The following is a 21938-nucleotide window of genomic DNA, read 5'->3' on the forward strand; positions in this document are numbered from 1 at the left end:
GATCGTCACGGCCAGGCCTGCCAATGTTTTCATCTGCCAAATGTCTTTGTCTGCTAATGCCTTTCGATAGGCCCCTCCGGCAGATGCTTTGCCTCCCCCCTGACAGTCCACGCAGCCGGATCGATCAGGCGGCCCTCGGCCTCGACGCGGCCATCGGCATGGAAGACGACGGCGCCGTACTCAGCATCGTCGATGCGCAGCGTGCCGTCGCTGTCCGCCGCGACAGCCAGCCCGGCGAAGCGACCGGTAAATTGATCGATGTCGCCATGGCTTTCGGTGCCGCCCAGCCGCACGATCCATGTCGCCTTGCGGCCGGCAAGCCGCAATTCGTTGCCGGCCGTCGGGCCATGCGCGACCAGTTCGAATGGTCCGCTGCCCTTCAGCAGCACCAGCCCCGCCCCGGCCCGCGCCGTGGCCAGGCCGCCGTCGACCCGGCTGTCGTCGAATGCGGCTTGCGGAAACCAGGCATGGGTGAAGCCGGGCTGTTCCGGCGAGCAGTCGAACAACAGGACGGCGAGGCCGCGATAGTGGTGCAGGCGCGGCAGCGTGCCGGAGCCGCCCCAGTAGGAAGGCCGCCCATAGCCGGAATGAATGACTTCGCCGGGATGGTTGATCCATACTTGCGCATCCGGATTGCGGCCCAGGCGCAGATGCAGCACCGTCTCCTGATAGCCCCATTCGTTCCAGCGGTAGTGCGCGGCACTGCCGATGGCGTAGTCACCGGTCTTGTAATGGTAGAGCTTGGCGATGCGGTCCTGGCCTTGCGCGAAACACCATTCCTGCGCGCCGTCGCCACGGCTGTCGGCGATCGTCTGGAATTCCGCCGGCAATTCCAGTCCATGGTCGCGCAGGCAGAGCGCCAGCTGCGGCAGCGCGTGGAAGCGGCAGCCGTAATTGCCCGTGCCCCACAGCATCCGGGCAATGCCGGACAATTCCAGCGACGAGGCGGCGCGCAACGTATGCTCGTAGGAGCGACCCTGCGCACCGGTGAGGATGCCGTGATGGGCCGAGCGGGCGACGATCTCGATCAGCCTGACTATTGCCGAGCGGGCCCGGACGCGCACGTCGGCATCGGGCGCCAGCGCCATCAGCGCGGTCAGGCCCTTGAGGTCGATCGGGAAATATGGCGCCGAGTTGAACTCGGCCATCTCCCATTGCTCGAAATGGTCGAGCCAGGCGCGCACCCGCCCCAACCCGATGCGGGACTGCTCGGCGCCGCCGCGGCCGGAACGGACGAAGCGGGCTTGTGGCAGCAGATGGCCGGCCAGATAGGCGGCGGTGTGGAACAGCAGCGCGTGGTTTTCCGAGAAATACCACTGCACGTCGTTGCCCGGCTCATCCATCCAGTAGCGATAGCCGAGGATGGCCTGATCGATGCGCAATATCACTTCCGCCGCTATCGCCTCGCCGTAGACCCGCCGGCACCAGAGCAGCGGCACCAGGATGAAATCGGCGCAGTCGTGGCAATCCTCGATCGCCGGCAGCATGGCGAGGATCATGGCGTCGGTTTGCGCTCCGGCCCGACCCGAAGCCAGCCGCGCCAGCGCCCTCACCGTGTCGGCCTCGGCATGGTCGGACACCTCGTCCAGCGCCTCGGCGATGCGGGCGTCGAGGTCGGCGGGCGCCTCGCCCTGTCTTTCCGCATGGCAGATTTCGACGCCGAAGACGCGTGAGGCGGCGAAGCCGCCGACATCGAGAGTCACCTCGAAATGACGGAAATCCGCCGGCAGCGCCTCGGTTTCGGCGATCGGCAGCCTCGTCGCGCCCGCTTCCAGGCGCGTGTGCCGGTCGAGGCTTTGCGACGACATGAAGTCGCCTGCGATCTTCACCGAGACGTCAGCCGCTACCGGCAGGGGCGCCGCGGAAGTCAGCGCCACTTCGCTGGACCTGTAGGCCGGCTTCTCGGACCACATGTCGTCCAGCGTCGCCTCGACCGCGCCGGCAAGCGCGCCATCGACGGCAACAGGCAGCGCCTGTTCGACTGCAGGTCCTTCGAGATAGTCGAGCTGGAAGAAATAGCGGGCATCGCGCTCCGCCAGATCGTCGAACCAGATCATGACCTCGTTCTCGCCGGCGCTGAGATCGACTTCGAATTCGCGGCGAGCCTCCAGGTTGCGCACATAATCCGCCATCCAGCCGATCTCGGCGCCGTTGACGAACAGCACCGCGCCGCCACAGGTGCCGAGCCGCAGCCTCGCCTTGCCGGGATGGGCGGCGACCAGCACCGTGCGCGCCCAGGTGCCAAGCGTCGTCGGGCGGAACCAGAAACCGGATAGGTCAATGCGCGGCGCGCCGAACGGCAGCCAGTTGCGATGGGCTTCGAAATTTTCGATCGGTTCAGGGCGCTTGCCGCGCCTTTCCTTGCCGAAAATGGTGCGGCAGGGATATTCGTGCGGGATGAAATTCTTGTGCTTGGTGAGAAAGAAGAACGGATCCATCTCGCCCTGCATCGGCTGGTCGGGCACGTCGTAGCGCTGCTCGACGGTACGGCCGAGCTGCCAATAGACCAGCGGATTGCCTGCCGCGAGCGGCCGGCGCAGGAGGTCTCGGGTTTGCCGGATGCGCGCCGCTTCGGTCATCTGAGCTCCGCCACCGCCACCGGATTGACATCGTTATAAGCCTGGTTCTCGCCGGTCATGCCCCAGACGAAGGCATAGGGGCCGGTCCCGGCACCCATATGGATCGACCAGGCCGGCGACAGCACCAGGTCGCCATTGGCGACCATCAAATGCCGGGTCTGGTCGGGCCGGCCCATCAGATGCACGACACGGTCGGCCGCGGCGAGGTCGAAATAGAGATAGGCCTCCATGCGCCGCTCATGCAGATGCGGCGGCATGGTGTTCCAGATGCTGCCCGGCGCCAGATCGGTGATGCCCATCAACAGCAGGCAGGACGGTGCCACCTCGGGATGGATATACATGCGCAAGGTGCGCTTGTTGGCCCGCCTGTCCTCGCCGAGATCAAGCGGCTTGGCTTCCGCCCTGGTGATCAGCCGGTGCGGGATGTCCGCGCCGGCGGGCACGGAATTGATGTAGAACCAGGCCGGCTTCTGCGCATCCTCGCTCTCCAGCATGATGTCACGGCCGCCGCGGCCGACATAGAGCACGTCGCGGTTGGCGAGCGCGAATGACTGGCCGTCGACCGTGATCCGGCCCGCGCCGCCGAGATTGGCGATGCCCATCTCGCGGGCGGAAAGGAAGAATTCGGTGCCGACATCCTCGCCGCCACCGAAGCGCAGCGGCATACCGGTCGGGCATGCGCCGCCTACGATCATGCGATCGATATGCGTGTAGGCGAAATCGAGCTCGCCAGGACGGAACAATCCCTCGATCAGGAATTCCGCGCGCAGCCGGGCGGTGTCGTAGCCGGCGAGATCGCGGGGGCCTGTCCCATAGATCTGACGCATCGTCATGCTACTCCAATTCGTCGGCATGATGCAGGCCCTCGACCAGGCACAGCATGGCGAGCGCCTGGCCATAGCCGGTGGGCTGGATCGGAATATCGCGGTAGAACTGCAGGTCGTGGCCCATGCGCGTTCCATAGGACACGTTTGCGACAGTTCCGTCGTCGCCGATGTTGCCAAGCACCGCCTGCAGCGCCTTGAGGCCGGCGCGGCGGCAGCCGCCCGGGCCGAGGCCAAGTCGCGAGGCCTTAAGCAGGCCGTAGCCGAAACCGGCGGTGGCCGAAATCTCCTCATAGGACGAAACATCGTCGAGCAAGGTCCGCCAGGCGCCGGACGGCGCCTGCAGCTTTAAGATCGCCTCGACCTGGCTCGTCAGCACGGCAAGCAGGAAATCGCGGACCGGCGCCGAAATCTCGGCAAGCTCGATCAAATCGAGGATGCCGACGGTGATCCAGGCATTGCCGCGGGCCCAGCGCGCCTTGGCGAAATTGTGCCAGCCATCGAAAGTCCAGCCATGGAACCACAGGCCGGTCTCGCGGTCGGCGAGGTAATGGGCATGGACGAGGAATTGCTTCTCGGCCTCATCGACCAGGTCGCGCCGGCCCGCCGCCTCGCCATAGCTGGCCAGGAAGAGCGCTGCCATGAACAGCGTGTCGTCCCATAATTCATGGTCATTGATACGGTCGGAGACGTCATGCTGGAAGGCGCCGCCGAAGGTGCGCGGCGCCTCGGCGATGAGACGGCCGGCCCAGTCGTCGAGCACGACGCGCCAGCGTTCCTCGCGCGTTTCCTTCCACAGCACCGAAAGCGCCAGCATCGGCGCCGTGGTGTTGATGTTGAGCGCCGGCAGGCCGCTGGCGAGGTGGCCGGCATACCAGTCCTCGACGATCTGCCGCAATTTGTCGTCGCGCGTGTGCTGCCATAGGCGCACCAGGCCATAAAGGCCGACGCCTTGCGGCCATTCCCAGGCATCGAAGCTGATGTAGTCGCCCGCCGTGCCGTCGAGATTGGGCTCGTCGAACCGGCCGGAATGGCGCAATCCGGTGATGCCCGCGACAAGCAGATTCAGACGCTGACGCAGCGTTTCACCGGCCGGTGACACAGTCGCTCCTCCCGTGGCGCTTTTTCATCGTTGTCGTTTCGTTTTTCACGAAATGAAAATTTGCGCAATCTGAAAACTTTTTGCAGTATCGGCGTTCATGGAGGGCATCGCATGCCAGAACGCAAACGCGACAAGCCGAGCCGGCGGGTGCGGCTCGAGGACCTCGCCCGCCACTGCAATGTCTCGATCAGCACCGCCTCGCGGGCGCTGGCCGGCGGCAAGGGCGTGCGCAGCGAGCTGCGCGCGCAGCTCCTGGAAGCGGCGAAGACCCTGAACTATGCCCTGCCGGCGTCGATCGCAGACCGCAAGGTGATCCTGGCGGCCAGCAGCGTCGCCATGGTCGACTATGTGCGCAACCAGTTCACCTTCTATGTGCTGGAAGGGCTCAATGCGCGGGCGCAGTCGCTCGGCGTCGAGATCCTGACCCGGCCGATCGCCAGCGGCGCCGAGGAAATCCGCGTGCTGGAAGAGGCGCGCGACAATGACGAGGTCGCCGGCTGCCTGTTCCTGACGCTCGATGACGAGGAGATGCTGACGCTGGCGACGTCGTTCGGCAAACCGATCGTGCTGGTCAACGGCGACGACCCGTCGATGCGGCTTTCAAGCGTGACGCCGTGCAACCGTTCGGCCGCGCGCATGGCGACCGAGTATCTGATCCGCCTCGGCCACCGGCGCATCCTGTTCCTGATGCGGCGCGGCCGCCGCACCATCGAACGCCGCTTCGAAGGCTGGCAGGACGCCATGCGCCAACACGGCATCGCCGGCCTGGAGGCACTGGCTGTCCATGTCGAGGATTGGCTGCCCGAGCTCGGCGCCGAGGCGATCGAACAGCGCATCGCCAGGTTCGGACTTGATTTCACCGCCATCCTGACGGCGGGCGACAGCCTTGCCGTCGGCGCGGCAATAGGCCTCGAACGGCTGGGCTACAAGGTGCCCGACGATGTCTCGGTGATGGGCATGGACGACCTGCCGCAGGCGGCCTTCCATAATCCGCCGCTGACCACCATGCACATTCCGATGCGCGAGATCGGCGCCGCCGCCCTCAACCTGCTTTTGGACGATCTCGGCGGCTTCTCGATGCCGCCGCGGCGCGTCGAACTGGCGTGCAGGCTGGTCGAGCGCCGATCGACGGCAAAGCCGCCGGAATAGTCTCGAACCGGCACAGATGTTCGGTCGGCCCCTGGTCGATACCGAGAGCAGACGCGGCAAATCTTTTCCAAAACCATGAGGGTTCGTTAATGGTTGGGCCGTAGTCTTGCTGACGGGGGAAGTATTGAACAAGACTGTCAGTATTACCGGGTTTTACAATGGCCGGGCTTGGCGCCTTTCCCCCCGACCTTCACTGCCGACCAATTCAGGAAGATGATTGGGAGAGCGTTGCCGATTGCCTGTCCCGCGGGTTTCCCGAGCGCCGGCGAAGTTATTGGCTGCACGCGCTGTCCCGCATGTCGCAGCGCCCCGCCGTCGGCGATTTTCCGCGCTATGGCATAGCCCTGGAGAAGGCCGGCCGGATCGTCGGCGTGCTGCTCACCCTCTATGCGCGTTACCAGGGGCAGGATGGCGAGGAAGTTCGCTGTAATCTTTCAAGCTGGTCCGTCGACGCCGAATTTCGCCCCTACGCCATGAAGCTGATCTGGGCGGTCATCCGGCAACGGGGCGTCACCTTCACCAACATCTCGCCGGCGCCCGCGACGTTGAATGCCAACAAGGCGGTGGGTTTTCGCCTGTTCTCCAATGGACAAGTCGCTTTCCTGCCGGCAATGAACACGGCACGACCGTCCTGGCGCCTGCTCGATGTCGGCGCCGATCCGGCCGAAATGGCGATGCTGTCCGACAAGGACAGATACATCCTGTCCGAGCACGCGGCGCTGGGCTGCCTGTCACTGATTTGCGTCGGCGACGGCCAAGCGTTTCCCTTCGTGCTGATGCCGCGCCGGATCCTGCACGGCCTCGTGCCCTGCGGCCAGGTCGTCTACTGCCGTTCTCTGGCAGAGTTGAGCCAGTGCGCCGGCACGCTGGGCCGCTTCCTGCTGCGACGCGGAATCCTGCTCTGCCTGGTCGATGCCATGGAGCCGGTTCCCGGCCTGTTCGGCCGCTACTTCCCGCGAAAAGGGCTGAAATATTTCAAAGGCCCGAAACCGCCCGCGGCGGGAGACCTCACATTCACTGAATTGGTGGTATTCGGCCCCTGAACGAAGCGGTATCTGTCCCTGCCCTCGCCATCACGCCGCCGCAGCGACGCGGCGGGTCAGCCTTGCGATCTTGCCGCTGCCGCTTCCCGCCAGCGGGTTCCGAGCGTCACGCCGACAAGCAGCAGGCAGAAGCCCAGCGCCAGAGGCGAATAAAACGCCTCTTCCTGCAGCACGGCATTGGCCGAGATGGTGACGATGCCGACGAAGGCGAACAGGAAGTCCGGATCGCCGGTCTCGATCAGCTGCCGCCGCGCCGTCGCAGCAAGCGCCGCCAGGAAGCCGAAGAAAACGAGGCTGCCGACCCCCATCTGGTAAAGCATGACGCCGACCGCGCTCTCGACCGGGACGGAGGCAGCGCCCTCCGCCTGCGCGTTCGACCAGTTGAGGTTGAGGCTCGTGCTCGACAGATTGCCGCCGAGACCGAGGCCCTGGCCGAGCGGGTTGGCCAGGAAATCGCGCATGCCGGCGATCAGGCCAAGGACGTGGTAGTCGCCATGGGTCACGCCATAGCCAATCGCGGCGATGGTCCACACCAAAGCCAGGACCAGGGCGACCATCACCGTCAGACCGGCGCGGGAGGGCGTGTAGATGATGCGCACGGCAATGGCGACGAGCAGCATGAATGTCGCGCCCTTGGAGCCGATGACGAGCAGCAGCGGCAGGGCCGCAACGGGCAGCACCCACCGCCCCCTGAACAGCAGCCAGGCCGAGATGATGCCGAGCGCATAAGCATAGCTGATCGGATGAAAGTTCGGGCCGCCGATGCGAAAGACGCTCGGCAAGATGTCGTTGAAGAAGGGCGTGTTGAAGAAGGTCGTCGTCATCACGTCCTGCAGCCCGCGAAAGACGAAGCCGGTTTCCTTGAGTGCCTGCTCCCACACGCCGGTCTCGATCTGCCGCGCGATGCTGCGCTCGATGTAGAGGTCGCCGTGGAAGAGGCCGAGGAAGTCCATGGTGAAGATCAATTCGACGTAGCCATAGACAACGGCACCGGCGCCGAGCCACAACATGCTTTTGCGCAGGTCCACGGGATAGAGGCCGGCGGCAAGCAGCGCGATATGGAAGCAGGCAAGCGGGGTTATCGTATTGCGGAAATAGACAACGGCATCCTTTGGCCCCCCATGCACGACGCCCAGCGCGAAATAGAAACAGATCGTTGCGCACAGCACGACGCTGAGAAGCAGCCAGAAACGCAGTTCCGTGAGCGCGCGCACGCGGTGTTGAAACGAGGCCACGAAGAAGATGCCGTAGGCAGACATCAGGATGATGAAGTTGGTGCCGCGCAGCGCGTCGAACGTGTCGTTGTTAGGAATGTAAGGCGTGAACCAGGCAACCACGAGGTTCTGGTAGAGGAAGGCGCAGATGATCATGACCGGAATGCCGGCCGGCATGGCGTTGGCCATGATCAGCGTCAGCAGGAACGTCGCGGCTATGCCGAAAGACGTCCAGACCGCGAAGGCCGAAACCGACAGGGTAACGACGATAAGCGCCGTGCAGACATGCAACAGCGCTTCGGCGCTTGCCGCCGACAGGCCGCGCGCGGGCAAACCGAGGGGCGTCCCTGCAACGCTCACTGCCAGCCCATCCTGATTCCAGGGCCGGCCAACGCACAGACAGGATATCTCGCGCTCATGTCAGCCGTCTCCCAACAGGGCCGCGACCATCGAACGATCGAACCCGTCGGTGGCCTGCCTGCTGCGGATGAAGCCGAAACCCTGGTCGAGTTCCCAATAGGCCCAGCCGATTTTGTTGGCTTCGGCGGCCATGCGCACGGCGCGGACCCATGACGCGCGACTGTCGCCGTCGACGCAGAAATTGAGCACGCCGAATTCGTTCAGCATGACCAGGCAGCCATGGCTCGCCGACCAGCGTCCAAGCTCGGCAAAATCCTGGGCGATCCGCGCCTCCGTCCATGGTTCCGACAGTTCCTGCTCGACAAGGCCGGCGGCTTCCTGGTCGCCCGCCGACCGCAGTTTCGAGACAAGGTTGCGGACCGCCGGCGCGTCCTTCGTCGCTGGAAAAGGCAGGTCCGCGATACGGCCGAGCGGCGATGCATCCCAGTTCTCGCATTGATGGGTGAACGCCATGGGCGCGTAATAGTGGATAGCCGCGATCTGGTTGTCGTCGGCCAGAGGCGGCGCGTCGGCTATTTCCCAGATGCCCTGAAATCGCGCCGGGCCCCAGACCAGCGTGTGGTCCCGGCAGCGGGCGCGCAGCGTCCCGGCAAGCTTGTCCCGCAGCGCCAGCCACGCCGCCTGGTCCATTGGCGGCTCGTTCAACAATTCCGGGTAGACCGAGCTTGCCGGCAATTCGGCGATGACGGCGCTGAGCGCGGTCCAGGCCTGCACCACCCGGTCGGCCGCGGCGGCGGGATCGCTTTTGAAGACCGTGTGGAGGTCCCCCGAAGGGTGCATGTCGACGAGAACGGCAAAACCTTGGCCGACAAGGTCCGCGACCCCGTCATGAATGCGGCGCAGCGCCACCGGGTCTCCGGTTGCGACGAGATCGCCGTTGACCGGCAGGCGGATCGTTTCGAACCCCGTCCGGCGAAGCTTCTCCAGCGTCGCCCGTGAGGGCGCAATCCCGTCTTCCTGGTCGAACCAGCCCGGAAGGTTGAAGCCGCGCGTCGGAACGGGGCGAATAGTCGCGGCAGGCGTCGTGGCCGAGGCGGCGAAGGGAGCGCTGGCGAGGAGAGCTCCGCCGACAGCCATCGCCTGTCGCCGCGACATGATCGGCGAAGGCGCCCGCACGGATCAGCCCCCTGCGACGGAGCCGCGGCGCCGATCGCGAAGCTCCGGCGCGATGTCGTCGGTCCTGCGTCCGGCCGGCTGCGCCACGTCCGGCCCTATCACAAGCGTGGCGCTGCGCCCAATCTGGCCGGCGCCAAAATGCTTCTCCAGCAATGCGGCGGTGTCGGACACCGATTCCGCCGGGCTGAGCGGGAACAGCGCCAGGTCGGCATTGGCGAAAAGCTCCGGGTTCCAGCCGTTTTCGCTCAAGGGCGGGACCATGACGAGCACGAATTCGAACGCACTGCCGACCTCGGCGAGAACGCCGCGCAAGGAATGGCGGTCGAGCAGTCCCGGGGCATTTTGAACGGCGGGGCCGCATATCACCGTCTGCAGGCCGCTTACGCTGTCGGTGAACAATCCGGTTCCGCTTCCGACCGGGCGGAGCGGCTGGCCGTCAATTTCGACCATCAGCACCTTCTGGCCGGCCCGCTGCAGGCCGATCCCGACCATGGTGCCCGCAAGCCTCGCTTCGACGCTGGCGCGTACGGAGGACACCAGGATCACGAACGGTTTGGGGTGGTCGTCGAGGCGCGAGATCATCTGGCGCATCAGCTTCAGGACGTCGCGCGACAATCCCTCATTACCGGCCTGGAACAGCGACCTCCGCATCGCCTTGATGGTTGCCTGCGCGCCGCCGCCGGCGACGCCCGGCAGACGGTATTCGCCGAAATTGGCAGGCACCGGCACCGGCCGGGACGGTGCGGGGGCAACGTCCTTTTTGGGTTCGATCGCCGGAACGGCCTCTTGCGGATCCTGCGGATCGTCTTCAGGCCGACGGATCGGCCCGAGCGCCAAAGCGAGGCCGCAGCCGGCCATCAGGCCCAGAACGGCGCTCACCGGCAAAAGCAAGGCCGGCTTCGGCCATGTCGGCTGCGTCGGGGCGGAAGCCTTGCTGATCTTCTTCGCCTCGGAGGTCTGGACGCCCTGCATCTGCGACGTTTCCTGCGCGCGCTTAAGGTAGTCGTCGAGCACCGCGCGGGCGGCCTGCGCCTTGGAGTCCAATTGCCGCAGCTGGACCTGGGCCAGGTTCGAGGTGTTGGACTGCTTGCGCAGGGCATCGAGCTTGGCCTGCAGCTTGGCGACATTCTGCGCGGCGAGATCGTAGCTCGCCTTCAGCTGCTGTCTTATCCGCTCGGCTTCCGCCGCCATCAGCCGCTGCATCCGGTCGAGCTCGGAGCGAATCCGGCCGATGGCCGGATGGCGGGGGCCGTACATGGCCTCGAAATTGGCAAGCTCGGCCGTACGCTGGTTATAGTCGTCACGCAACTTGATGGCGGAGTTGGACGACAGGATTTCCGACAGCCTGGCGAGACCGGCCGGCGAAGTGCCCGCCGCCAGCGCCTGGTTGTACCTGTCCTTTGCCTGATCGGCATCGCTTTGAGCCGTGATCAATTGCGCGGTGAGCTGGTCGAGCTGGGACTGCAAGGTGCCGCCGTCGGTCGGGTCGACGATCTGGTGCTGCGACTTGAAGTCCTGGACGGCGCGCTCGGCGTCGCTGACGTCCTTCTGAAGGCTTTTGATCCTGTCCGTGAGCAGCGAATTCACGTCGCTGTTGGCGGTTTCCCTTTCTCCGGCGAGAGACGCGCTGTAGCGGTCGACGATGGCGTTGGCGATGCGCGCGGCCTTTTCCGGCGACTGGGACGTGAAGCTGACGCTGATGACATAGGTGAGCCCTTCACGTTCGACCGTTACATGGCTCTGAAAGCGCTTGAGGATCGAATCCCGCGACGGGCTTGCCCCCGAGCCAACCAGCGATAGCAGGCGCGACACGAGCCCACGGCTGGCGAATTCGGGATCGTTTGCGAGCCCCTGATTGTCGAACACGCTGCCCAGCAGGTCCTGCGACTGGATGACGAAGACCTGGCTGGCAATGGCGGCGCTGTCGGATCCGATTCCTGGAAGCACATTGTTGAAGTTGGTTGCGTGCGAATCACGCGGGTCGATCAATATCGATGCCGTGGCGGTGTAGCTCGGCGTCGCCACAGCCAGATAGGCGAGCGCCAGCAGCAAGGCGGCGCCGGCGATGGCTGCCACCATCACGCGCCGCGCCCACAGGATCGCCCAGACGGCTCCTATGTCGAACAGCGGCGGAAGAGTGCGCTCGTCGAACCTGGCTGGCGTCATCATTTCCTCTTTGAGTGCCGCGGCCTCACGACCTCACTCCTCTCCGCATTATTAAGGAGTATCGTTAGCCATCCGTTAAGACTGCTGTCGCGACAATGGCATGCGCGAGCGCCGCGCCGGTAACCATGCCCGGCGTTCGCTCTGGCGCGAATGCCAGCTTTTGCTCTATTCAGGGTTGGGTTTTGAGCGACGGCGCGTGGGGTCAAGGGGTGGCCACGGCCAGTCGTCTCAGGAGGTAAGGTTGGACGACACGACAGGCAACCGCGACGCTGGCTTGGCCGGGCGGGCCAAACCTGCAATCGACATGCGCATGTCGATTGCGGCGCTTGCCAGGAGCGGCGCGGTGGCCGGCGTCATCAAGCTTGCCAGCGCAGGCCTTTCCTTCCTGATGTTCGTGGCGGTGGCCATGGTGATGGATGGAAGGGAGTTCGGCCTCTATAGCGCCACCTATGCCGGCGCCAGCCTGGTCTCCTTCTTCGCCTCGGTGGGCCAGCAGAGCACGGTGCTGAGGTTCTGGCCGCAATATGCCGGTCTTGGCGACCTCAACTCGGCGCACGGCCTGATGGCCCGCGCCATTCTCGTGGCGCTGGCCGGGCTTGTCGGCTCGAGCCTGCTCATCCTGCTGGTCGGGTTTTTGCCGTTCATCGGCAGAGGCACACCGGAATGGTTTTCGCTCTGCCTGGCGGCAGCGGTGCTGTCGTTCTCGCTCGGCTGGTCGGAGTTCACCTCCGGCGCATTCCGGGCTAAGAACGCGCTGATATCGGGGCTGTTGCCGCGCGACATCATCTGGCGAGCCTTGACGATTGCTGCTGTTCTGGTCCTGCATTTCGTGCATGTCGAGATCGGCGCGGTTGCGGCGACCTATCTGACGGCGTTGCTGCTCATCCTTTCCGTGGTGCCGCAAACGGTGCTTCTGCTGCGCGACACCGGGCGCGCCGAGCGAGGCCCGCTTACGGAACAGCAAAAGAGGGAATTCAAGACTGTCACGCTTGGCCTTTGGGGCGTCACCTCGCTGCCGCCGGCGCTCGGCCAGGTCAGCACGCTGCTCGTCGCCCTGATCCTCGGACCCGAGGCGGCCGGCGCGATCTTCGTGGCCGACCGCACCACGCGCTTCGTGGTGCTGGCGCTCAACGGCATCAATCAGGCGCTGGCACCGCAGATTTCAGCCGCCTTCTACAGCGGCGACAGGGCGCATGTGCAGCGCATCACCAGCCTCGCCGCGCTGAGCAGCTTCGCCATCGCGCTCTGCGTGCTGGCGGCATTCTGGATTTTCGGCGACTTCATTCTTTCGGTTTTCAACCCGGCCTATGCCACGCCCACCATGCGGGCAACGCTGGTCATCTTCGCCATCGGCGCAACCTTCGGCACCGCCTGCGGGCCGATCGAGATCCTCTTGCAGCTGACCGGTCTGCAGCATGCGCTGTTCAAGGTGCTGGTCGTCGTCAACATGGCGGGGCTTTGCGTGACGGCGGTGGCGACCTATTGGCTGGGGCCGATCGGCGCGGCGCTCAGCATCGCCGTGACGGTCATTGCCTGGAGCGCCATAGGGGTGTCGATCGCGCGGCAAAGAATTGGCATAAACCCGTCGATCCTCGGTTTCCCGCTGGGCAGCGCGATGCTCTTTCCGCGCGCGCTGTTGAGAGGCCGGACGTGAGAATCGTCCAGGTCCAGACACAGGCGGAAGCCGCCGGCGCCCAGCGTATTTCCGACATGGTGGGCGAAGGATTACGCGCCCGCGGCCACGACGTGCGCACCGTTTTCATGTACCGCAAGACGGAAGCCTATGATGGCGACGCTTATGCGGATTTCGTCCTCACCGACCGGCCAAAAGGGCTGCCCGGGCAGATCCGCGCAATCATCGGCCTCGCGGCCTATCTGCGCCGGGCCAGGCCCGATGCCGTCATCACCTACCAGCATTACGGCAACCTCTTCGGCACGATCGGCGCCAGGCTGGCGGGTGTCGGGCATATCGTCGCCAACCAGAGCGGCGCCCCGCACGGCAAAGGCGTCATGGGTCTTCTCTCCCGGATCGACAAGCTGATGGGCGTGGTCGGCCTTTACCAGGCAAATGTCGTCAATTCCGGCTGGACTGAGGCACAGTTCGAGGGCTATCCGCTGGCCTATCGGCGGCGCATCCGCCGCATCGATCACGGTGTGCCCACGCCAGGCGAGGAATTCGACAAGGCAACAGCGCGTGCGTCGTTCGGCTTGCCGCAGAACGCATGGCTCGCCGTCTCGTCAGGCCGCCTGACGCGCTTCAAGAACCAGATCGCGCTCGTCGGCGCATTGGAATTGCTGCCGGATCTTCACCTGGGCCTGGCCGGCGCCGGGCCGGAACGGGACACGCTTTTGACCCTCGCCGAAAGCCGGGGCATGGCTGAGCGGCTGCACCTGGTCGGCGAAGTCCCTCCGGCGCGCATTTTCGAATTCCTGGCCGCAGGTGACATCTACGCGTTCCCATCCACCAGCGAGACCTTCGGCATGGCCTGCGTCGAAGCGGCAATCTCCGGCTTGCCGATCGTGGCGAGCGATCTTGCGGTATTGCGTGAGGTGTTGACCGCCGAGGATGGGGAGCCGGCGGCGCTGTTCGTCGAGCCCGACGCCACCGGCATGGCCAAGGGGCTTGCCGCCATGGTCGCCGCACCGGAACTCAGGGCCAGACTTTCGGCGGCTGGGCGGCGGCTCAAGGAAAAGTATTCGCCGGCAAGGATGTGCGCGGCCTACGAGGCGTTACTGATAGCCTAGCATGTCTCCCGAAACCGCCGCACGCTTTCGGGAGACATGTTCTATCGCTTTCGCACCGCCGCTATTCCGTCGATCACTTCAAGCCTGCCCGATCGGTTGAGGGTGTGGATTTGCGGATACGGCCAGTCGCCATCGGTGGCGATCGGCTGCGGCTCCGAGATGCGCACGGTGTCCTGGTTGAGCTCCAGAAGCTCGGAAAGACCCAAGCCACCGCCGTAACCCAGCGTCCCATCCTGGACCGGCAGGAGGATGCGGCCCTGATCGTCGCGAATGAAAGCGCCGCCCGGCCGAGCCATGCGCCGGTCGATCAGCACCGGGTTCATACGATGCGGCTTCCAGGGGCCGGCAAGCGTCGGGGCACTGAAGACCACCAGCGTGTCGGAGGTGCTGCCATGGCCGTCGCGATTCGTGGCGAACAGCCAAAGCAGTCCGTTGTGGTCGAGCAGCGTCGCATCGGAAATCTCGCCCTCGATCAGCACGGTCTCAGCGATCCAGCGATCCGGAAAGCTTGCGGCGCGGTAAAGCGTCAGCCTGCCGCTGGCGCTTGCCTCCGGCAGCATCCAGATCACGCCGTCGCGCTCGAACACTTGCGGGTAGGAAAGATGATGAGGCTCCTCCAGCACCACCCGCGGTTTCTCGGGATTGCCGCCGGCGTCGAATGGAACCACGGAAATGACCGCCTTGCCGGTAGCGTGAGGATAGTCCTCTACGAACAGGAACAAGCGGCCCTGCCATTCGAAAGCAAAGGGATCGGCATAAAAATGATCGCCGGAGTCGGGCAAAACCGACCAGCCGCTGCCAAGACGGCCGGTCGCCGCGACCCCCGGCGCATCGGTAAAGCGGTAGCCGATCCGCCAATGCGCGTGGCGAAAGCGGACACGCCGGATTGCCTCCCGTCCGAGCCGCGGCAGCGCGCTGGCAAGATAGGTCGAAGCGAACTGCAGCGTGCCGGCGCGGCCCTTGACCTTGGCGGTCGGTTCCGTCCCGGGCAGCCGGCCTTCGGCAAACGCCCGCACAACAGAGACGACCAGCGTGATGGCGCGGGCCAGAACATCCTCGGTGCCGAGCGCGGCCGATTCGCGTTTGTCGACCATCGGCCTTGCCTCGCCCACGGCCTTGCCGCCGAGAACTGCCTCGATCACCGGCAGCCGCCCGGCGGCGACCGTCATTGCCGCTGTCAGATCGGATTCGGAACCGTCGAACAGCAATCCGATGGTTGGAACATCAAAGGCGTTCGCATTGCCTGCAAGATCGACCCGCAGCACGGCTGGACGGCTGCCGGGCCATGCCGGGATTTCAGGCAGGATGGCGCTGAGCAGCGGCCCACCGCGACGAAACAGATGCCGCTCGAATGCGAAGGCGGCGGTTGCCGCCGCCGGCCAGCCGGCGGTTGCGGGTTGATGCCTCACCGCGACGTCGTGGCCTTCCGCCTGGAGACGCTCTATGGCGATCTTCTGCCAGCGCCGGGGCGCGGATTGCGGAACAATGACCTCGATCGCCAGCATGTCATTCCCGTCGGCGTTGTATTCGTGCCCGGATTTTGAGACCGTGAAAGAGAAATGACTTGGCCGAAAAAACTTACCTTGCGGTTACGCTTCTTGTCCGACTGCTCATTTTATAGGCAGGAGTCTTGATGCGGCTGTCACGGACCGGCAGGACAATTGGCTGTGACTCGCTCCGTGCACCCTGGATTAGCACTTTGCGCATATACCAAGATTCCAACTCTGGTCGCGATCGATCTTGACCTGAAACGCAAGACGTCGTCGATAGGCCGCTGTCCCGCCGGTTCGGATGATAATGTTTAAGGTCACTGTCGAAGATTCGTTCGATTTCCGCTCGACGGAATATGTCGAGCTCTTCACCAATTCGGCGGCGACCGCCTTCCAGCATCCGATCTGGCTTGCCCTGCTATACGAGAAGATCGTGCGGCGCGGCGCCGCAACGCCGCTCATCATCGTCGTGCGCGACGACGCCAGTGGAAAGCTGGCGATGGTGTTGCCGCTGGTCAGAAGCCGATACATGCGGCTGAAAGTGGTGGAATTCGCCGATATGCGCGTTTCCGACTACGTGTCGCCGGTCACCGACGAGCAGACCTTTTCGCGCATCCTGGCGGATGGCCGCACCGTCGCCGCGATCCGCAAGCAGCTGAAGCCCTATGATCTGCTGCGCATCGGCAAGCTCGGAGATCGCTCGCTGCCGCTCGAGCGGCTGCTCGGCATAGACAAGCGCGAGAGCATGGGGATGAGCGCCTATTCCAGCAAGCTGGAGGCGACATTCGAAAGCTGGCGCGAGCACCAGCTCGACCGCTCCTACCGCAAGGAACTCGACAAGAAATCCCGGCAGCTCGGGCGAATTGGCGAGGCGCGCTTCGAATGCGCGGACAATCCCGATGCCATCCGCACGACATTCGATGCGCTGAAGCTCTATCGCGGCAAGCGGTTCGACGGCAGCGACGGTCCCGCCGACCTGCTGCAGCAGCCATCCTACTTTGAATTCTACCTGGCGGTGGCGACAGAGGGACGCAGCGGCTTCGCGCGCACCTACACCTTCTGGATGAACGGAAAGCCGATCGCCGGCGCGTTGGGGCTTGCGCATCGAGGCTCGCTTCTCGTCATCCTGGGCGGTTTCGACGAGGCCGGATACCGAAAGCAGTCGATCGGCAGCCTGACATTCGAGCGGATCGCCGCCGACTGCATCGCGCGCGGCGATCATTCGCTGGATTTCACCATTGGCGACGAACCTTACAAGCTCATCTTCGGCGGCCGGCCGTCACCGATGTGGCAGATATTCCGGGCAGGCAGCCCGCTCGGCTACGCGGCGCACCTGACGGTGGAAAAACTGCCGGCAGCCAAGGCCCTGGCGCGACGGCTTTTCCACGCCTCGCATGGAAGGCCTTCCGCTGCGGCTCCGATGATGGCGCCGTCCGTTACCACCGACGAGGCGGCCGGATCCTGAGGCAGAAATAGGTTCTGAAACTCTACCGACGGCCTAACGCCTGTCGCGTGAAAAAGGATTCACGCGACAGACTTTAGGTCTTTGCTTTTTAGCATGTGTTTGTCCCGAAACCGCTGCACACTTTCGGGAGACATGCTCTATGCGGCGGGTTCGACCCGCGGCCTGCCGAGGCTGCGCAGCTTGGCCGCGAAGGCAGGGCTCACCTTGTTGATCTCATGCAGGATGCGGCGGCGGCTGAAATGGATTTGCCGGCGCGCGCGCCATTCTAGATCGGTGTCGATGGTCAGCCTGCGGCGGAAATGCGCCAGCTGCAGGCCGTGCGTGTCCATCGCCTGCTTGGCCGGGTCGTCGTAGAATTGAGTGATCTTGCCGGCCGCCATGCCGGGTGAAGCCAGCCACCGCGGCACGTGGACGGCGAGGCGCTCGACGTCGGTGAGCAGCCGGCTGACGCCCGTTCCGGCGGCGGGACAGGAGGTCTGATAGGCATCGCCGATCAGGACGACGCCATCACGCTTGCAATTTTCGGCCACCGTTATGTCCGTCAACCAGCTCTCGACGCGGTCGATCACCTCGAAATCGCCGAATGCCTTGACGAGCCCGGGGAGCGTCTCGATGAGCGTTTCCCTGGGGCGCTCGCGCATCGCCTTCACCCATGGATCGCGGTGGTCACGGAACACGAAGAGATTGGCGCGCGTCACGTCGGCGGCGGGGAAGAAGTTGAGGTAGTCGACGCCGTCGGAGACGCGCTCGCCGTAATAGGTGAGAGCCGGATGCCTGAAGGCGCCGCTCCCCGCCGGGCGAAGGTTGAAGCCGAAGGTCAATGACTGGCGCTGATGGACGAATTTGCGCTCGATGCCGAGGTCGCGCTTCAGGATGTCGCCCATGCCCGTGGCGAGCACGAGAAGCCGCGCTGTGACCTCGCCTTGCCCGAGGATCGATACGCGCTGGCGTTCCGCACCGGCCTCGACGCCGCTGACCCGGCCGGCGATAAAGCGCACTGTACTGGGCAGTTCTGCCCGCATGGCGCCGACGAGGTCGTCGTAGAAAATGCCGTAATGGCGCGCGTGGGTGCGGTCGAGAACGCGCCCCCTGCGCACATTGACGATCTCATCGAAGGCCACGGCTGCTTGCGAAAGCCTGTCGAGCAGGCCGAGCCGGCGCATTTTTACGATCTGGTCGCCGGCGATCTTCTCTACCCGGAATTCCCTCGGAAAGACATCGTAGCGATCGATCAGCGTGACCTGATGACCAGCCCGTCCGAGCACGATCGCGGCGATGGTGCCGGAAAGCCCTCCGCCGACGATGGCGATCTCCGTGTCGGTTCCGGCGGGAAGCGGACGGGGGGATTGTTCGGCCGTCATCTGGAATACCTCAGGATGGCATAGAGCGCGCGGGGATTGGTGGTGACATAGCGCCAGAAGAGCCGGCGCGGCTCCATCAGCATGCGCCATAGCCATTCGAAGCCGGCCTTCTGGACCCAGAGCGGCGCCCGCCGGACTTTGCCGCCAAGATGGTCGAAAAGACCGCCCGACGTCTTGATGACCCCGACATTGGCGAGACGCGTTGCAAAGTCGCGCACGAAGATCTGCTCGCGCGGAACGCCAAGGCCGAGCCACAAAATGTCGGGCGCCAGCGCATTGATTTCGTCGAGCTTTGCTTCGAGCGCTTCGCCGGCAAGATAGCCGTGACAATGACCGACGACGCGCAGGCCCGGGTAGCGGCGCTTGATCGCGGCGAGGGCTTTGCCGTTCTCGGCCTCCGTCGATCCGAGCAGGTAGAACGTCACGCCCTTCTGTTCGGCGAGTTCGGCCACGTCGTGGAAGAGATCGGTGGTGGCCACGCGCTCGGGCAATTGCGTGCTGCACAGCAATCGCGATGCCAGGACAAGCGGCTGGCCATCGGCGAAGATCTGGTCCGCGTCGCGGAAAAGCGCCGCGATCTCCAGATTTGCCCGCGCCTGCGCGATGACCTCGCCATTGGCCGAGGTGAAGTAATAGGGGCGGCTTCCCTGACGATGCCCGCGCGCCGCCGCTATCATCAGCCTGGCCGCGCTCTGCCTGTCGATCACTGTGATCGGCAATCCTCCAATCTGCACGGCTGGAAACGCCGGCAGGCTCTCCGGGAAGGGAGCTGGCTCTGGTTGCGCGATAACCGTCACGCCTGCGCTCCGTGCTTAGGCCCGGCGATGCAGGCGGAGACTTTGACGGTTCTCATCGGGACTGTCGCTATTTCTTGACTGGCGAAGGGCGGACGTGTGCTGCCGTTCGTAACTTTTTCTTCTTCAAAATCTCTTCGAGAACTCTCTAAAACTTTCCGCATAGGAGAAGTCGCCCCACTCTCCGTTATCGATCACCCCCTTGCTCGCGCACTATAAGTAAAAATTTAAGGTTGTTAAGTTGTTTCTTAATAAGTAGTTAATATAGATAATTAGAGTAAAAGTTTACGGAACCGAATATCGAAGTCGAACGCTTACTCACTTCCGATCCAATCCCCGACCTGGAACGAGTTGTGGTCAGCTTGATCGACGCCTCGCCGAGGCGAGTCATCTCACCTTCACGACAGGCTCTTCAGGTAGATGGACAACAGTTCCGTCTGCGAGGAAATTCCCAACTTTCGATAAACGTTGCGACGATGTACCTTCACGGTCCCGGTGGAGATGTTCAGCCTCAGACCTATGGATTCGGAGGAGTGCCCCTGAAGGACCAGTTCGATAATGTCTGCTTCCCTGACAGTCAGCTTCAACGTGCGCCAAACGCTCTCGTTTTCTGCCTGTAGCGTCCTGCTCCGTCGTCTCCGGCTGGCTTTTGCCGCGTCGAAGCGGCTGCCCAGGCCAGACCAGTGCCGGCTCGCCATTGCCGAGACCAGCGGGGCGGCCCTTTGCAGCAATGTGAATTCGGCGGCCGGAAACGGCCCCGTCTCCTGTCGGCGCATCAATGAGAGCACGATCGACACATCGTCGGCGGCGGCGAGGAAAAAGCCGACCTCCTCGGCCAGCCCGGTTTTGACATAGTAGCTGCGATAATATTCGCTGGAGAAGAAGCGGTCAGGCGCCAACTGCCGCATTCGGAACACACCGGTCCGGCGCTCACGCGCCGTATGATAGAACGGATCGAGCATATACGGCCCGGCCTGATAGAGCGCCACGAACACATAATGGTCGTCCGGGTCAAAGCTGCTGTAGAGTTCAATGGGCCGCTCGTTGCCGCGATAGGCGAACACAACGACATGGTCGAATTTCACCAGGGTGTTCATGAGCGCCCGGAATGTCCGGCCGAATTCGTCATCGGAGACGGTGGGCGCATCGAGCGCACTGCCGAGAACCGAAAAAAGCGCCTCGATGTCCACCGCCTCCCCTCCGTCGCCTTACCCCGGCATATACCTCTCGCAGAAAAGCAGATGCTCAAAACTACCCCTATCGGGGTATATATCCGACCCGGCCTTTCTTACTAGGCTTCAGTCCAAGAAGCGGGTAATCGCGGCGAAGACCGCGGCTGCGCTTCACTATGGGGAACTGGCGTGGAAGCTGCGTTGCGGAACGACATCGAGTTCCGATCCGTCACCAAGACCTATGGCGCCGTTACCGCCGTCCATGAGGTCGACCTGAATGTAACCAAGGGCGCATTTCTGGCGCTGCTGGGCCCGTCGGGCTGTGGCAAGACGACATGTCTGCGCATCATCGGCGGCTTCGAGCAGCCAACAAGCGGATCGGTGCTCATCAACGGCCGTGAGATGAACGGCGTGCCGCCTTACCAGCGGCCGGTGAACATGGTCTTCCAGCACTATGCGTTGTTCCCGCATTTCGATGTCGAGCAAAACGTTGCCTACGGGCTGAGGCAGATGCGCCCCAGGCTGGCTGCCGCCGAGATCAGGCGGCGCGTTGGCAAGGCGCTCGAAATGGTGCGCCTCGACGGCTTCGCCAAACGGCGCATCCACGAAATGTCGGGCGGCCAGCAGCAGCGCGTGGCATTGGCGCGGGCCATCGTCAATCAGCCCGCGGTCCTGCTGCTGGATGAGCCGCTGGCGGCGCTCGACAAGAAACTGCGCTCCGCCATGCAGATTGAATTGCAGACCCTGCAGCGCGAGCTCGGCATCACCTTCGTGCTGGTGACGCACGACCAGGAAGAAGCGCTGTCGGCCGACATCGTCTGCGTGATGAACGCCGGCCGTATCCGGCAGCTCGGCACGCCGCAACAGGTCTACGATCGGCCGACCGACATCTTCGTCGCCGACTTCGTCGGCAAGACCAACCGGTTCTCCGCGACGCTGGAGAACGGCGGCAAGACATTGCGGCTGGCGGACGGTTCCGCCCTGACTGTAGGCCCGCGACAGACCGTCTCGCCGGGCAGCGCCATCCTGGCGATCAGGCCCGAGGCAATCCGGCTGAGCAGATCGCATCCCGCCGATGGCGCGGCTATGAAAGGAACCGTCACTCATCGGATCTTCCTCGGCTCTTCCGTGGAGTACGCGGTCACGGTTGCCGATCTGGGCGACTTTCTCGTCACCGCGGATCGCAAAACCTTGAGCGAAGGCGAGCTGGTCGAGCCGGGCGAAACCGTGTTTCTCGGCTTCGATCCGCTCGCGGCGCATGTTTTTCCGGCATCAAGTGCAGCATAAGAAACAGCAAG

The 21938-nt window shown here is 64.2% G+C and carries 16 protein-coding genes; 6 read left to right on the forward strand and 10 right to left on the reverse strand.

Features of this window, described 5'->3' with window-relative positions; all coding sequences use genetic code 11:
* Positions 1 to 53: 53 nt before the first annotated feature.
* Genes FJ974_RS25570 through FJ974_RS25580 form a run of 3 tightly spaced genes read right to left on the reverse strand, consistent with a single transcriptional unit; the run spans position 54 to position 4505 of the window.
* Complete coding sequence (locus FJ974_RS25570) at positions 54 to 2579, reverse strand: hypothetical protein (RefSeq protein WP_140535506.1); 2526 nt, start codon at positions 2577 to 2579, stop codon at positions 54 to 56.
* Positions 2576 to 3412, reverse strand: a complete 837-nt coding sequence (gene kduI / locus FJ974_RS25575) for a 5-dehydro-4-deoxy-D-glucuronate isomerase (protein ID WP_140535503.1) — start codon at positions 3410 to 3412, stop codon at positions 2576 to 2578. Before kduI ends, FJ974_RS25570 begins: the two co-directional genes overlap by 4 nt.
* Before the next feature lies 1 nt (position 3413).
* On the reverse strand, positions 3414 to 4505 hold the full coding sequence (locus FJ974_RS25580) for a glycoside hydrolase family 105 protein (RefSeq protein ID WP_140535500.1): 1092 nt from the start codon (positions 4503 to 4505) through the stop codon (positions 3414 to 3416).
* A gap of 111 nt (positions 4506 to 4616) precedes the next feature.
* On the opposite strand from FJ974_RS25580, the gene FJ974_RS25585 reads away from it, so the two are divergent.
* On the forward strand, positions 4617 to 5654 hold the full coding sequence (locus FJ974_RS25585; RefSeq protein ID WP_140535497.1) for a LacI family DNA-binding transcriptional regulator: 1038 nt from the start codon (positions 4617 to 4619) through the stop codon (positions 5652 to 5654).
* A gap of 296 nt (positions 5655 to 5950) precedes the next feature.
* The gene (locus FJ974_RS25590) at positions 5951 to 6697 is read left to right on the forward strand and encodes a hypothetical protein (RefSeq protein WP_226891392.1); all 747 of its coding nucleotides are present in this window, start codon (positions 5951 to 5953) and stop codon (positions 6695 to 6697) included.
* Between the two features lie 56 nt (positions 6698 to 6753).
* Here the strand turns inward: FJ974_RS25590 and FJ974_RS25595 are convergent, their stop codons facing one another.
* The 3 genes from FJ974_RS25595 to FJ974_RS25605 are packed head-to-tail and all read right to left on the reverse strand — an operon-like array spanning position 6754 to position 11613.
* The gene (locus FJ974_RS25595) at positions 6754 to 8271 is read right to left on the reverse strand and encodes a hypothetical protein (protein WP_140535494.1); all 1518 of its coding nucleotides are present in this window, start codon (positions 8269 to 8271) and stop codon (positions 6754 to 6756) included.
* Positions 8272 to 8331: 60 nt separating this feature from the next.
* Positions 8332 to 9408 (reverse strand): glycoside hydrolase family 5 protein, encoded by a 1077-nt coding sequence (locus FJ974_RS25600; RefSeq protein ID WP_226891395.1) that lies wholly within the window; start codon positions 9406 to 9408, stop codon positions 8332 to 8334.
* A 42-nt stretch (positions 9409 to 9450) separates the two neighbouring features.
* A complete protein-coding gene (locus tag FJ974_RS25605; RefSeq protein WP_140535492.1) occupies positions 9451 to 11613 on the reverse strand; it encodes a GumC family protein in 2163 nt (720 codons plus the stop codon).
* Between the two features lie 241 nt (positions 11614 to 11854).
* On the opposite strand from FJ974_RS25605, the gene FJ974_RS25610 reads away from it, so the two are divergent.
* Both FJ974_RS25610 and FJ974_RS25615 read left to right on the forward strand, forming a co-directional pair.
* On the forward strand, positions 11855 to 13267 hold the full coding sequence (locus FJ974_RS25610) for a lipopolysaccharide biosynthesis protein (protein ID WP_226891396.1): 1413 nt from the start codon (positions 11855 to 11857) through the stop codon (positions 13265 to 13267).
* Positions 13264 to 14358, forward strand: coding sequence for a glycosyltransferase family 4 protein (locus tag FJ974_RS25615; protein WP_140535489.1), 1095 nt, complete (start codon positions 13264 to 13266; stop codon positions 14356 to 14358). The genes FJ974_RS25610 and FJ974_RS25615 overlap by 4 nt, the downstream gene beginning before the upstream one ends.
* Positions 14359 to 14399: 41 nt before the next feature.
* Here the strand turns inward: FJ974_RS25615 and FJ974_RS25620 are convergent, their stop codons facing one another.
* Positions 14400 to 15863 carry a hypothetical protein gene (locus FJ974_RS25620; RefSeq protein WP_140535486.1) on the reverse strand — a complete coding sequence of 488 codons (1464 nt, stop codon included), beginning with the start codon at positions 15861 to 15863 and terminating at the stop codon, positions 14400 to 14402.
* A 292-nt stretch (positions 15864 to 16155) separates the two neighbouring features.
* Between FJ974_RS25620 and FJ974_RS25625 the strand changes: the two genes are divergently transcribed.
* Positions 16156 to 17313 carry a GNAT family N-acetyltransferase gene (locus tag FJ974_RS25625; RefSeq protein ID WP_140535483.1) on the forward strand — a complete coding sequence of 386 codons (1158 nt, stop codon included), beginning with the start codon at positions 16156 to 16158 and terminating at the stop codon, positions 17311 to 17313.
* Between the two features lie 137 nt (positions 17314 to 17450).
* On the opposite strand, the gene FJ974_RS25630 is transcribed toward FJ974_RS25625, so the two are convergent.
* The 3 genes from FJ974_RS25630 to FJ974_RS25640 form a co-directional block, all read right to left on the reverse strand.
* Positions 17451 to 18674, reverse strand: a complete 1224-nt coding sequence (locus FJ974_RS25630; RefSeq protein WP_140535480.1) for an FAD-dependent oxidoreductase — start codon at positions 18672 to 18674, stop codon at positions 17451 to 17453.
* The gene (locus FJ974_RS25635; protein WP_140535554.1) at positions 18671 to 19408 is read right to left on the reverse strand and encodes a WecB/TagA/CpsF family glycosyltransferase; all 738 of its coding nucleotides are present in this window, start codon (positions 19406 to 19408) and stop codon (positions 18671 to 18673) included. The genes FJ974_RS25630 and FJ974_RS25635 overlap by 4 nt, the downstream gene beginning before the upstream one ends.
* A gap of 458 nt (positions 19409 to 19866) precedes the next feature.
* Entirely contained in the window at positions 19867 to 20658 is a 792-nt protein-coding gene (locus FJ974_RS25640) for a helix-turn-helix transcriptional regulator (RefSeq protein ID WP_226891397.1), read from the reverse strand.
* A gap of 183 nt (positions 20659 to 20841) precedes the next feature.
* On the opposite strand from FJ974_RS25640, the gene FJ974_RS25645 reads away from it, so the two are divergent.
* Positions 20842 to 21927, forward strand: a complete 1086-nt coding sequence (locus FJ974_RS25645) for an ABC transporter ATP-binding protein (RefSeq protein ID WP_413468325.1) — start codon at positions 20842 to 20844, stop codon at positions 21925 to 21927.
* Positions 21928 to 21938 lie beyond the last annotated feature (11 nt).

The organism is Mesorhizobium sp. B1-1-8, assembly GCF_006442795.2.
GTDB lineage: Bacteria > Pseudomonadota > Alphaproteobacteria > Rhizobiales > Rhizobiaceae > Mesorhizobium.

What these genes read in the sequence shown, in the direction of transcription:
- FJ974_RS25570 (WP_140535506.1), bottom strand. Translation starts at nt 2,579, where the DNA reads ATGACCGAAGCGGCGCGCATCCGGCAAACCCGAGACCTCCTGCGCCGG.
- kduI (WP_140535503.1), bottom strand. Translation starts at nt 3,412, where the DNA reads ATGACGATGCGTCAGATCTATGGGACAGGCCCCCGCGATCTCGCCGGC.
- FJ974_RS25585 (WP_140535497.1), top strand. Translation starts at nt 4,617, where the DNA reads ATGCCAGAACGCAAACGCGACAAGCCGAGCCGGCGGGTGCGGCTCGAG.
- FJ974_RS25590 (WP_226891392.1), top strand. Translation starts at nt 5,951, where the DNA reads ATGTCGCAGCGCCCCGCCGTCGGCGATTTTCCGCGCTATGGCATAGCC.
- FJ974_RS25600 (WP_226891395.1), bottom strand. Translation starts at nt 9,408, where the DNA reads ATGGCTGTCGGCGGAGCTCTCCTCGCCAGCGCTCCCTTCGCCGCCTCG.
- FJ974_RS25605 (WP_140535492.1), bottom strand. Translation starts at nt 11,613, where the DNA reads ATGACGCCAGCCAGGTTCGACGAGCGCACTCTTCCGCCGCTGTTCGAC.
- FJ974_RS25620 (WP_140535486.1), bottom strand. Translation starts at nt 15,863, where the DNA reads ATGCTGGCGATCGAGGTCATTGTTCCGCAATCCGCGCCCCGGCGCTGG.
- FJ974_RS25625 (WP_140535483.1), top strand. Translation starts at nt 16,156, where the DNA reads ATGTTTAAGGTCACTGTCGAAGATTCGTTCGATTTCCGCTCGACGGAA.
- FJ974_RS25630 (WP_140535480.1), bottom strand. Translation starts at nt 18,674, where the DNA reads ATGACGGCCGAACAATCCCCCCGTCCGCTTCCCGCCGGAACCGACACG.